Below are 10,776 nucleotides of genomic sequence, written 5' to 3' on the forward strand. Positions count from 1 at the left end.
ATTTAATGATGGAATATGACTGGTTAACAACGGATATACCGGATGTTATTAATGCTGGGTGCGACAAGCACATTAAAAGATTCGAAGAGAAAGATGATAGAGAGAAAATTGTTCCAATAAATGTTGTAATTAAAAATATACAACCAACAAAGAGAAAATTTAGTGTTAAAATTAAAACATCTCTCAAACTTAAAGATCAATCAATTGAATGGAAATTAAAGCTGAAAGATAGTTATACATTGTCTGAAAAAGAAAATAGTGAAATAACTCAGGAATTTGATATAGATGGGAATAAAAGCAGGGATCTTGGCCTGGAAATAGATACGCCAATAGGTGGCTATGGAAGAGATGAACTGAAAGTAGAACTAACCATACAGTCAGAAGATGGAATAAATAATTACATTAAAAATTTTACTGTAGTTCTTGTGCCTGTCATTAAAATAGCAAAATGTACAATAGGAAGGGAGCTCGATATAGCAGTTGACCTTTCAAACCATGCAGAAAGAGATAAAGAAGACCGTAAAGATAATAATGTAAACACTGAAAACGAAGTTATGGCCATAATGTCCCCATATGAAATTAAAGGCTATTTCTTTATTGAAACAATGCATGCAGACAGAATAGACCTGCTATCAAGATCGATTCGTGGATTCAGAGGATTTGTTGCCGGGGATATAGATATATCGGAAATCGAGAAATACCTCACACCAAAACCGGCTGTATCAGGATTAGAAATGGGATCATTCGTTGAAATTGTTGAAGGTCCGTTTAAAGGTGAAAGAGCAAAGATAACAGGCATAGATGCTGCAAAAGAGGAAGTAACTGTTCAATTAATAGAATCGATGGTTCCCATACCGGTTACTGTTAAAGCTGAGGCTATAAGAAATCTGGATAAAACATGATAACAAAGGCAAATTCAAAAGAATCAGAAAAGGCTTTTATTGCAAACATTAAAAATTTTTTTGATAATCCGGAAATTATACTTCCAAAATGTACAGATAGTTGCTTTATGTGCCCTATAAAGGGATACGAGAAAAAGATCCAGAAGATGAAAGAGTCAAACAATTTTGGAAAATACCACAACTCTGCTGACCAGTTCCTGTCTGGAGTATCTGAAACGTATAGAATACTGGAAAGTGAAAAAGCTCCACTTTTGGGGATAATAAAAACAAATTATGGATCTGTTACATATTGCAAGAGGGGAAATACAGATGAATTTATAATTTCAGGCGTTCAAAATTATAATAATGATATTTACAGGCTTATGGCATTTACAAATACAGTAAAATCCAAAAGATTGAGAGTGTATTCCACAAAAAATTTCTTTACTGCAACGTGCAGGGAGAAAATTGATCTTGATTTTATATCTGATCTTCTAAATGAAGAAAATATACCTTTTACAAAAAATGAAGAAACCGTAGTGCTTGGGACGGCAGGAAATAAAATAAGTGTATCTATTTATAACGCCCTTATTGAAGTCTATGAGGATTTTGACAACAATATAGTTTTTATAATGCTAAAACACATGTTATTGCCGGATATGCCATTTAAAATACAATCAGATTTTATGAATTTCATACCTGACAATCCGGAAATAATAAATGAATTTATCCAGAAAAGGATGAGTACAAAACAGTTGCTTACACGCATAAGAAAGGATAAGCTCAATTATGCATTGAAGAATAATTATTATGTTATTGCTCACCAGCAATATGGAATAGATGAATTTCTCGACAAACTTGAATTTGATGAAAAGTTAAAGCCATTTATAAAGGAAAAAATAGCCACTAGAGGATTTGTGCTTGATTCGCCAAGCCAGCGAAAAGTGCTTGAATACATTTTCCCGCAGTATAAAAATGAAATTATAAGGTTAATGTACGATCTGACAGATGCGGAAATAAAAACATTAAATGGAAATCCAATGGAAATTATGGAAAATGCTAAGCTGCTGACCAGTAAAAAATCCATGAAATCCCAGATCATGGAACCCTGGTCTGAAAATTCCAGATATTTAATAGACTTGGTTACATATTATTTCAACTATGGGAAATCTGATTCAATAAATTTTGGCCGTAAAAATATGAACAATGACATACAAAAATCCATATATTATGCATTTTTAAAGGCAGCAGGGAATGATGAGGAATGGATGTTCACAGAAAACCAGATACTTCTTGGAAAAAGAATATTCACATATATAGATGAAATGGTAAACCACAAAAACGTAAATGAACAGTTAAAGAAAATCAAGGGGATAATAGGATAATGTCCAGGCATATACTATCAAAAAAGGATTATAGAAACTTCATGGAAACACTTAAAAAATACAATATTGACGGAACTTCCATGCTGGATATTGAAGTTGAAAACAATAAAAAAAATGAGATTTATTACTTTTCCAGCAAACCTGTATTTTATAATGGAATGCCTACATTATACCTGATAAACTATTTGAAGGTACAAACACATAATATTACAGTGGATAATGGGGCAGTTCCTCACCTGATGAATGGTTCAAATCTTTTTGCCCCTGGAATAGCTGAGATGAGCAGTGACATTAAAAAAGGGGATATGGTTTTTATCAAAAATTTGGAAGGCCTTTATATAGCAATAGGAACAGCAAATGATGATACAGATGTGATAATGTCAGAAAAGAAGGGCGAGGCAGTAAAAATATTGCATTATCTTAACGACAGCATCATGAAAGGGATATAAGTTTTATACAATAATAAAACCTCATAAATTAGAAGAAAAAATATACAAAATGCTTATTTATTTCATGCAGATATATGATTATGGAGACATTAAATGTTGGGAGCGAAGCCCCTGAATTTGAAACTTTGGACCAGGATGGAAAAAAAGTGAAACTATCAGATTTTAAGAATAGCGTTGTAGTTCTGTATTTTTATCCAAGAGATAACACACCGGGATGCACTATGGAAGCAAAAAATTTCAGGGATAATATAGATCTGTTTAAAGAAAAGGGAATAAAGGTCTTTGGTGTAAGTGTGGATTCAACTGAATCGCATAAAAAATTCGAAGATAAATTTGGACTTAACTTCACATTGCTCAGTGATAAACCGAAGGATATAGTAAAGAAATATGGTGTCATGGGCCTTGCAACTGCTAAAAGAGTAACATATATTATAAAGGATGGAAAAATAGTTTATGTATATCCAAAAGTAAGTCCAAGAGAACATGCGAAGGAAGTATATGATAAAATCGAAGAACTAAAATTGATTTAATTCTTTATAACCTTCAGGATTTTGTAAAATTATATTTTATGCTGAAATTAATCAATGAAACAACAAGTGTAACAAGCAGCCATAAAACAGAAACCATTATTAAGAATGGATTGAATTTGATCAGTGAGTATGTCAAAATTCCTATCGGAATGAAATATTTTATAAATAACCATAAAATTGTATAAAAACCCATAACAATCTAAATAAAAAAATATATTTATCCGAAAAGTGAGCTTAAACCGGCCATTGCGTCTGAATCCGATTCTTCTTTCTTTTCTTCTTTCTTTTCTTCTTTCTTTTTCTCTACCTTTTTAGCTTCCTGAGCTGGTGCTGCTGCAACAGGAGCTGCTGCGGCATTTTTCAGTACGTCTTCTATGTTGACATTCTTCATGCTTTCAAGCAATGATTTCAGTCTTGCGTCATCTGCCGATACTCCTGCATCTGTCAGTACCTTCTTCAGGTTTTCTTCGTCTATTTCTTTTCCTGCTGAGTGAAGCAGTAATGCTCCATATATATATTCCATTTTTTCACCTCATCCAAATAAAGATCCTAATCCCGCTGCTGCGTCATCTTCGGATCCCTTATCTTTCTTTTCCTCTGTTTTGCTTTCTTTAGAGGTTTTATTCTCTATGTTTTCATTATTTATATCTTTATTTATTAATGAATTTAGAGTTGTAGCGTTTATTACAGCTTTCCTTATAAAAATATCTATATTTTTCTCATCCACAAAGTTAGCTGCTATTGCAAGGCTCTGTGCCTGTAAATATGCCTTTGACAGAAGTTCTGGCATTATTTCTGGAACCATGAAACCGGTCTCTAATGCTATCGCTTTTGCCTTCAAGAACGCCCCGGCCATATCAGATACTATCTGTTCTATAGTAATTGAAAGTGCGTCCTTGGTATATACAAGCCCATCCTCATATGCTGCAATCATTTCAAGCCCTACCGTAACCGGAAGTATCTCAAGCTTTTCAAGTACCTGAGCCTTTTCCTTAGAGATCGATTCGCCCTTTTTAACGAGTGTAACTTCACTCTTAATTACAATTTTGCCTTTTTCTATGCCGGCTGAAATTCCCACCTTCTGGAAAACTGATATCATTGGGCCGGGGGGAAAAGATGTTTCCCTCGGCTCAATAACTATGTCTTCCTCTGCAATTTCGCCGCCTCGGGCAGCTGCCTTTGTTCTTTTTGAGACCAGTATATCATAAACTTTCTTGGGGGATTGTTTCGTTGTTAGCAGAGCAATCTGGCCATATGCATAATCTGTAAGGCCTGCAATATTGCTTTTATTTGATTTCTCCATTGCAAATCTGAGCAATCTTGATCTCAAAACTTTTATCTGGACTTCGCCCCTGAGGTCGTTTCTTATTTTCTGGAATTCTTTGTTCCTCAAACCGCTTATGCTTATAACTGCTGATACAGGGCTTTCATTTAGCTCCTCTGTAAGTGAGTTTACCATATCTACTTTCCACTGTGCTGGTTCTCTCATTCTATATCACCCAAATTAATTGTAATTGCCTTGCTCATTGTACTCTTAATATATGCAGAGGCTATGTTTCCTTTGCCCTTATCCAGGTGGGAAATTACTCTTTTTATAACAGTGTTCAAATTTGTATACAAATCTTCATCCTTCATGGATTTTGTTCCCACAGGTATGTGAAATGTTATTTTATCCTTGCTCCTTGCACGTACACTTTTTTTAAGATTGTCTATAAGAATGGAGGGATCCTGGCCTGGCGGGAGAGGTTTTGGCATTTTTCCCCTTGGGCCTAGAATTATACCGAGATTTTTACCTATATTTCCCATAAGTGTTGATTCAGCCACAAAGAAATCTATATTTTTAACTACTTTTTTAAAAGATTTTTTATCATCTGAAAAATTATTAAGATCTTCAACAGAGTATAAATAATCGGCATTTTTTGCCTTTAATCTCATTTCTTCACTGGCGATAACTGCCACTTTGAGTTCTCTGCCTCTTCCGGCAGGAAGTATTATCTCTTCATTAATCCTATTCTTTGGATCGGCCATATCAATATCTTTCAAATTTATTCCGATCTCTATGCTTTCCTCAAAATTTCTTTTTTTGAAATCTTTTATTTCCTTTATATTTTTTATAATACTATTTTCCATCACTTCTCACCGATGTCTATTTCGCCGGACTTGATGTTTTTCTGCATTTCTGCGGCATTTTTGCCATCCACTGTAATTCCAAGTGACAGCGCAGTGCCTAAAACCTCAAGTACAGCTCCTTTCATTGTATATGAAAGTAAACCGGATTTTTTGGATTCCGCAACCTTTTTAACCTGATCCAGTGTCAGATTTCCAGCGTAGCTTTCTTTGTTTTTCCCTGAGCCTTTTGCTATTCCCGCCTCTTTCTTCAGTAATGCTGAAGTTGGGGGAATTCCTATTATTATTTCGTATTTTTTTGTAGAAGGATCCACAACATTTACTGTTACTGGAACCTGCATCCCGGCAAAGGATTTTGTCTGCTCATTAATGTCCTTTATAACCTGCCCCAGATTCAATCCTAGAGGACCGAGGGCAGGACCAAGAGGAGGTCCTGTTGTGGCTTTTCCGCCTTCAACCATTGTTTTAACTGCAACCATATATTACACCTTCGATTATACCGTATTTCTAACTCATTTTTAATATTTTCTTTTTAACGGATTTTTCAATCTATCAATAGTGGATAATTCCATAAAAAAACTCATGCATTTTATCTTTATTAATTTAATTGGATGCAAATTTATTATAAAAATATAATTTCCAGCATGGAGTGCCAGTGTATGATGGAGAGTAGGTATTGTAGTTTCCTTCTATGGTATTGCCAGACAGATCGGGTTGTGAAATTCGTTAACTGTGTTAACAGACTCCTTTGGAAGTTATCATCGTTTTGATGCTTAAACTTCCAGGGTGCAACCCCACACCCTCTATCATGTCCTGGAATGATTCCGTGATTGCTTTTCTTATCATATTGTATGCAGCATTGGCATTTGCATTAATTATTATTCCTTTAGATGTTTTGAATAAGCCTCTTGATATTCTCTTTCCTGTATAGTTGTCATGATACTCTATTGCCAACTTCAGAGATTACAATTATGTCAGTTCTGAACTTTTTGAATATATGGTTTATTAATCCAAGTTCACTTCTGCTTAAACGGTTTTTATATGTTATTATAACCTTTTCAACCCTGTTATCCATAATCTGATCAAGCATCTCAAAAAAGCCTTTTCTCTTCTCAAAGGAAATACCAGAAGCAATATGAGAATATATTGCATTAATGGTATAACCATTCATGAAGCACCACTGCTTCATCTGATCTATCTGATTTTGCAGATCTGTTTTCTGTTTAGGTGATGATATACTTGCATATAGAACAGTTTTCCTCTTTACATCCTTATTAAGTATCTTATAAATATCTTCCTCGTTATAATTGTACCTCTTATTGGGCATAACAGTATAACGAATCCTGCCTGCTTTAGCATAGACATGAAGATCTTTCTGGATAATCTATAACAGGTTCAGGACTTCATCGGTTTTCATGATTAATTACATATATATCTATAATACATAAGGGCATCACCATAATTGATTATACATAACTGCCGCAGGAATATATTTTAAAGAGCTTATCACAAATATGAAAAATAAAATATATATAGACGGTATTATAGAATAATGATTGTAAATATTATTGACGGCCGAAAGGAAAAAGAATTTGATGATTCAACAAAAGTTTTAATTGATATATTCAGGGCTACCACAACAATACCCCTTATGCTTTATAAAGGTGCTGAATCCATTATACCTGTAAGAACGGTAACAGATACAAGAAGAATGAAAAACAAAAACAAAGATTATCTAACTAGTGGTGAAAGATATGGAATAAGAATTCCCGGATTTAACTATGGGAATTCTCCAGGCGTCGTAATAAATACAGACCTGACAGGCAAAACACTGCTTTTCACATCAACAAATGGAATTAAGGTTCTCTTCAAGATTATGAAGTATCCTGGAACTATTTACATATCTTCATTTATTAATTATACTGCAACATACAACGCTGTTAAAGACAGCGAAAAAGTATCAATTATTGTTTCAAACAGGCCAGATGGAATATCAGATGAGGATTATATATATGCAAATATGCTGAAAAATAGGCTTGAAGGAAAAGATATCAATATTGATGATTACTGTGACCAGATAAGAAATAGCCACGGAGCAAAACGGCTGAAAATCATGGGAGCAGGATCAGATATAGAAAACTCATTAAAAGTTGATATTTACAGCAACCCGATTATTTACAGTGATGGCAAAATAATACCATTAATTAAATCTCAATAACATTCCCATGGAACATTGATCTCCCTCTTGATGCTGCCAGGCACGTTAAAAGGTATTCTGCCCATTTAAGCTTAATTCTTTTACGTGAAATGGCTGTATCATCATAGTATGGCTTTATAGTAACATTTTTAAAATCAAAGCCAAGCAATGTTATAACCGGTGCACCCAGTTCATCGGCAAGGAAAGCGGAACGGTCACCATCACTGAATCCACCATAATTATAAAGATATTTCATAGGTATATTCTGTGTTGTTGCTATCCCATGCTGAAATATTTGTGCATATTTTTTTATTGCTTCTATGTTATCCCCATGAGCATGGACAAGAACGATTGAACCTTTATTATATGCGTCCACTATGGAATCAATATTCCCATCAAGATCTGTTACTATAATATCTGGATATCCGTACATAGTTATATAGGATTCAATAGCAGAGTCGGCTACAATGACATAGCCTTCGGAGATAATTTCACCGATATTCTTCATATTTGGCCCATTTCCTACTACAAAAGCATTTCTTCCGCGGTATTTTTCCAGTAGTATATCTTCATTGTGCATGAATTTTTTTAAAATAAGTGATGACCGGTAATCCATATTCCTGTTGATTCCTAGCGAATCGGTGATTTGAAGGTATAATGGGAACCATGATTGAAAGTTCATTTTATCTCCATAACATTGCTGTTTTTATTCTTTATTGAAGAATAGTATTTGTGCACAGCCGATGCTGATAAAGCTATGATTATCCCGCTAACCATATATGCAAGATAAATAGTCATTGCTGCAAATGGTATAAATCCAATTACGTATCTTACATAATTCATCATGCCATAGAATATGAGCACAATTGCCAGTGAAAAAGAAATGCCATACCACATTTTTGACATTCCATGCCTCTCTTCCATATATAGTTCAAAGGCATCGAAAAGTTCTTTTGATACAAAAGATGCCAGAACCCACCATACAAATACTATAAAGAATACCAATATTTTGTTTACAACTGGAACTATTTTAATGGATAATTCATAACTGTAAGCGATGCCTATAATTACAATAAAAAAAGAAACTATATATGAAAGCATAGAAATTCTGGCTTCCTGGGAGTATTCCTTCATGTCTACGATAAGCTTTAAAACAAGCTTATCTATTTCAACAGCCCTGCCTATAAAATAAGAACCGATAATGATTGTAACAAGCATTACTGCACCACTTCCTGGATTAATTACATAGGATTTGGTAAGAATCATAGAATATATGGTAAAAATAAGAAGCGATAAACCATAACTCAAAAGCAGCAACCCTACCGGTATTGTAAATTTTTTGGCTATTTTTTTATCCTTGATTCCTCTTACGATATAGTAATAAAGTGATTCTATATTTTCGTTATGGCGTACGAGTATATGCTTAACATAGCGGATTTTTATTCGCGATGATATTATAGGTATTATGTAGTCATCTTCTGCACCATCAGATACAAGAATTAAGTCCTCGTAATGTTCCATGGAAAGGACATTCTCCAGCTGCTTGCTGAGTATTTCATCGGATTTTGACCCTACATCATCATCTCCTGTAATTAATGAGATTTCCACGTTTTCATTTTTTCGTTTTAATTCATCGTAAACTCGAATAGCACCAAAAAGTGCATTTGCATCGGAATCTTCAGGATCAACAGAGATCAACTTAAGCGCTGCATTGTAACATTCCGCATATCCCGTAACGGGGCCATCCACTCCAGCCTTTATGCCGTAGTCATTATCACGATCTACATTAAGTATGAGGGTTGTCATATTTTATAATTATTATAGCAAAAGTGAGTATATAAATTTTATCAAATTATTGTTATAAAATGCTAGTAATTTATAAACCCTGATTTATAAGAGAGAATTAGAATAGTTCAAATAGTTTTAATTATAAAATATCCGGCACTTTTCTGCCTTGCAACTCTTTTAACAATTTTCATTTCAAGAAGTTCCTGAAGCCCGGAATTTACTATTGCCTTGCCAACCATTCCTTTTTTCATTATGTCATCGGCTGTTTTCATATTCTGCTCTGACACAGCTTTCAAAGCATAAAGCGCATGATAAATTTTCTCTGCATTGCCTGATAGTTCTGCCATATATATCCCAATCCATTATTTTATAAAAATATATAAATATTATTAAATTAATAATTATTAATAAAAATCAGTAAAAAAAAATACTACTATGCAATTACTCCCTATGCTTAATTTTTATATGATCTCCTCCGGCAGCAAGGGCAACTCAACAATAATCTGGGATGAATACGATCTTGTTATTATTGATTGTGGAATAAGCATGAAAAAATTCTCAGAAAAAACATCTGCACTGGGTATAGATGGACTTGAAAAATCAATTTTTATCAGCCATGAACATTCAGACCATTCCTCAGGAGTGAAAATGATATCCAGAAAATTAAACGCTGATGTATATTCCAGGCAAAGAACTCTGGAAAGAATAAAAATGTATAATGGCTACGGAATTAACGGCCAGGTGGCAATGGGGAATTTCACAGTTACTCCTGTATCTGTAAGCCATGATGCTGTTGACCCCGTTGTATATATTATCAGGAATAGAGGCATCAAAATCTCTGTAGTTTCTGACCTTGGCATGGTTAACGATGAACTTATCAATGAAATGAAAGATTCTGATATTATGGCAATAGAGGCAAACCATGATACTGAAATGCTTAAAAATGGGCCATACACAGAACCACTGAAAAGAAGGATAAGAAGTGATTATGGGCACCTTTCCAATGAGCAATCCGGTGAGGCAATAAATGCGTCAGTATCAGATAATACAAGAATTATACTTACACATCTGAGCGAGAAAAATAATACACCGGATTTGGCAATTGAAACAGTGAAGTCTTATCTTAATAACAGAAAGAAGAAATATATTTCAATTGAATCGGCATCACAGGACCTGGGAAGCACACTATACAAATTTTAATCCTAAACTCTCCTATTTTTACGTAATATGATAATCATTAATTTTTGTTATTCCCTTTATTTTCAATATTCCTGAATTTAAATAACTTCATAAAATATTAATTTACATATTACGTAATTACGTTATATAGATTATTTTTATTATGTGCAGAAATATACCAAGAAAATTGGATATTTTATTGAATGCGGATTAAGACATATTACGTAAGTATTTCATTGT

General features: G+C 33.9%; 14 protein-coding genes and 1 pseudogene. 6 read left to right on the plus strand and 9 right to left on the minus strand.

What is annotated here, in order from left to right:
* The first annotated feature begins 5 nt into the window (after positions 1 to 5).
* From WKI77_RS03040 to WKI77_RS03055, 4 genes are all read left to right on the plus strand, one after another.
* Positions 6 to 902: a transcription elongation factor Spt5 gene (locus WKI77_RS03040; protein WP_337860358.1), complete on the plus strand. Its 897-nt coding sequence runs from the start codon at positions 6 to 8 to the stop codon at positions 900 to 902.
* Positions 899 to 2,266 carry a hypothetical protein gene (locus tag WKI77_RS03045; protein WP_337860359.1) on the plus strand — a complete coding sequence of 456 codons (1,368 nt, stop codon included), beginning with the start codon at positions 899 to 901 and terminating at the stop codon, positions 2,264 to 2,266. The genes WKI77_RS03040 and WKI77_RS03045 overlap by 4 nt, the downstream gene beginning before the upstream one ends.
* Positions 2,266 to 2,715 (plus strand): DUF1947 domain-containing protein, encoded by a 450-nt coding sequence (locus tag WKI77_RS03050; RefSeq protein ID WP_337860360.1) that lies wholly within the window; start codon positions 2,266 to 2,268, stop codon positions 2,713 to 2,715. The genes WKI77_RS03045 and WKI77_RS03050 overlap by 1 nt, the downstream gene beginning before the upstream one ends.
* An 80-nt stretch (positions 2,716 to 2,795) precedes the next feature.
* Positions 2,796 to 3,245, plus strand: a complete 450-nt coding sequence (locus WKI77_RS03055) for a peroxiredoxin (RefSeq protein WP_337860361.1) — start codon at positions 2,796 to 2,798, stop codon at positions 3,243 to 3,245.
* Positions 3,246 to 3,462: 217 nt separating this feature from the next.
* On the opposite strand, the gene rpl12p is transcribed toward WKI77_RS03055, so the two are convergent.
* From rpl12p to WKI77_RS03085, 6 genes and pseudogenes are all read right to left on the minus strand, one after another.
* Positions 3,463 to 3,768 carry a 50S ribosomal protein P1 gene (gene rpl12p, locus WKI77_RS03060; protein ID WP_337860362.1) on the minus strand — a complete coding sequence of 102 codons (306 nt, stop codon included), beginning with the start codon at positions 3,766 to 3,768 and terminating at the stop codon, positions 3,463 to 3,465.
* Between the two features lie 9 nt (positions 3,769 to 3,777).
* A complete protein-coding gene (locus tag WKI77_RS03065) occupies positions 3,778 to 4,734 on the minus strand; it encodes a 50S ribosomal protein L10 (protein WP_337860363.1) in 957 nt (318 codons plus the stop codon).
* Positions 4,731 to 5,375, minus strand: a complete 645-nt coding sequence (locus WKI77_RS03070) for a 50S ribosomal protein L1 (protein ID WP_337860364.1) — start codon at positions 5,373 to 5,375, stop codon at positions 4,731 to 4,733. The genes WKI77_RS03065 and WKI77_RS03070 overlap by 4 nt, the downstream gene beginning before the upstream one ends.
* Complete coding sequence (locus WKI77_RS03075; RefSeq protein WP_337860365.1) at positions 5,375 to 5,851, minus strand: 50S ribosomal protein L11; 477 nt, start codon at positions 5,849 to 5,851, stop codon at positions 5,375 to 5,377. The genes WKI77_RS03070 and WKI77_RS03075 overlap by 1 nt, the downstream gene beginning before the upstream one ends.
* Positions 5,852 to 6,107: 256 nt before the next feature.
* Positions 6,108 to 6,326 carry a hypothetical protein gene (locus WKI77_RS03080; protein WP_337860366.1) on the minus strand — a complete coding sequence of 73 codons (219 nt, stop codon included), beginning with the start codon at positions 6,324 to 6,326 and terminating at the stop codon, positions 6,108 to 6,110.
* A pseudogene (locus tag WKI77_RS03085) lies at positions 6,319 to 6,756 on the minus strand (IS607 family transposase); the annotation flags it as partial. The pseudogene WKI77_RS03085 and the gene WKI77_RS03080, both read right to left, overlap by 8 nt.
* A 168-nt stretch (positions 6,757 to 6,924) precedes the next feature.
* On the opposite strand from WKI77_RS03085, the gene WKI77_RS03090 reads away from it, so the two are divergent.
* Positions 6,925 to 7,590 (plus strand): 2-phosphosulfolactate phosphatase, encoded by a 666-nt coding sequence (locus WKI77_RS03090; protein ID WP_337860367.1) that lies wholly within the window; start codon positions 6,925 to 6,927, stop codon positions 7,588 to 7,590.
* Here the strand turns inward: WKI77_RS03090 and WKI77_RS03095 are convergent.
* From WKI77_RS03095 to WKI77_RS03105, 3 genes are all read right to left on the minus strand, one after another.
* Positions 7,577 to 8,251, minus strand: a complete 675-nt coding sequence (locus WKI77_RS03095; RefSeq protein WP_337860368.1) for a 6-hydroxymethylpterin diphosphokinase MptE-like protein — start codon at positions 8,249 to 8,251, stop codon at positions 7,577 to 7,579. The genes WKI77_RS03090 and WKI77_RS03095 overlap by 14 nt on opposite strands.
* A complete protein-coding gene (locus WKI77_RS03100) occupies positions 8,248 to 9,375 on the minus strand; it encodes a DUF373 family protein (RefSeq protein ID WP_337860369.1) in 1,128 nt (375 codons plus the stop codon). Before WKI77_RS03100 ends, WKI77_RS03095 begins: the two co-directional genes overlap by 4 nt.
* A gap of 107 nt (positions 9,376 to 9,482) precedes the next feature.
* Positions 9,483 to 9,704, minus strand: a complete 222-nt coding sequence (locus WKI77_RS03105; RefSeq protein ID WP_337860370.1) for a transcriptional regulator — start codon at positions 9,702 to 9,704, stop codon at positions 9,483 to 9,485.
* A 103-nt stretch (positions 9,705 to 9,807) separates the two neighbouring features.
* Here WKI77_RS03105 and WKI77_RS03110 point away from each other — a divergent pair, with 103 nt between their 5' ends.
* Entirely contained in the window at positions 9,808 to 10,557 is a 750-nt protein-coding gene (locus tag WKI77_RS03110; RefSeq protein ID WP_337860371.1) for an MBL fold metallo-hydrolase, read from the plus strand.
* The last annotated feature ends 219 nt before the right edge of the window (positions 10,558 to 10,776 follow it).

The sequence above is a fragment of the Ferroplasma sp. genome, from assembly GCF_037442045.1.
Classification (GTDB): Archaea; Thermoplasmatota; Thermoplasmata; order Thermoplasmatales; family Thermoplasmataceae; genus Ferroplasma.

What these genes read in the sequence shown, in the direction of transcription:
- WKI77_RS03075 (WP_337860365.1), bottom strand. Translation starts at nt 5,851, where the DNA reads ATGGTTGCAGTTAAAACAATGGTTGAAGGCGGAAAAGCCACAACAGGA.
- WKI77_RS03095 (WP_337860368.1), bottom strand. Translation starts at nt 8,251, where the DNA reads ATGAACTTTCAATCATGGTTCCCATTATACCTTCAAATCACCGATTCG.
- WKI77_RS03065 (WP_337860363.1), bottom strand. Translation starts at nt 4,734, where the DNA reads ATGAGAGAACCAGCACAGTGGAAAGTAGATATGGTAAACTCACTTACA.
- WKI77_RS03070 (WP_337860364.1), bottom strand. Translation starts at nt 5,375, where the DNA reads ATGGAAAATAGTATTATAAAAAATATAAAGGAAATAAAAGATTTCAAA.
- rpl12p (WP_337860362.1), bottom strand. Translation starts at nt 3,768, where the DNA reads ATGGAATATATATATGGAGCATTACTGCTTCACTCAGCAGGAAAAGAA.
- WKI77_RS03055 (WP_337860361.1), top strand. Translation starts at nt 2,796, where the DNA reads ATGGAGACATTAAATGTTGGGAGCGAAGCCCCTGAATTTGAAACTTTG.
- WKI77_RS03040 (WP_337860358.1), top strand. Translation starts at nt 6, where the DNA reads ATGATGGAATATGACTGGTTAACAACGGATATACCGGATGTTATTAAT.
- WKI77_RS03110 (WP_337860371.1), top strand. Translation starts at nt 9,808, where the DNA reads ATGCTTAATTTTTATATGATCTCCTCCGGCAGCAAGGGCAACTCAACA.
- WKI77_RS03050 (WP_337860360.1), top strand. Translation starts at nt 2,266, where the DNA reads ATGTCCAGGCATATACTATCAAAAAAGGATTATAGAAACTTCATGGAA.
- WKI77_RS03105 (WP_337860370.1), bottom strand. Translation starts at nt 9,704, where the DNA reads ATGGCAGAACTATCAGGCAATGCAGAGAAAATTTATCATGCGCTTTAT.
- WKI77_RS03090 (WP_337860367.1), top strand. Translation starts at nt 6,925, where the DNA reads ATGATTGTAAATATTATTGACGGCCGAAAGGAAAAAGAATTTGATGAT.
- WKI77_RS03100 (WP_337860369.1), bottom strand. Translation starts at nt 9,375, where the DNA reads ATGACAACCCTCATACTTAATGTAGATCGTGATAATGACTACGGCATA.
- WKI77_RS03045 (WP_337860359.1), top strand. Translation starts at nt 899, where the DNA reads ATGATAACAAAGGCAAATTCAAAAGAATCAGAAAAGGCTTTTATTGCA.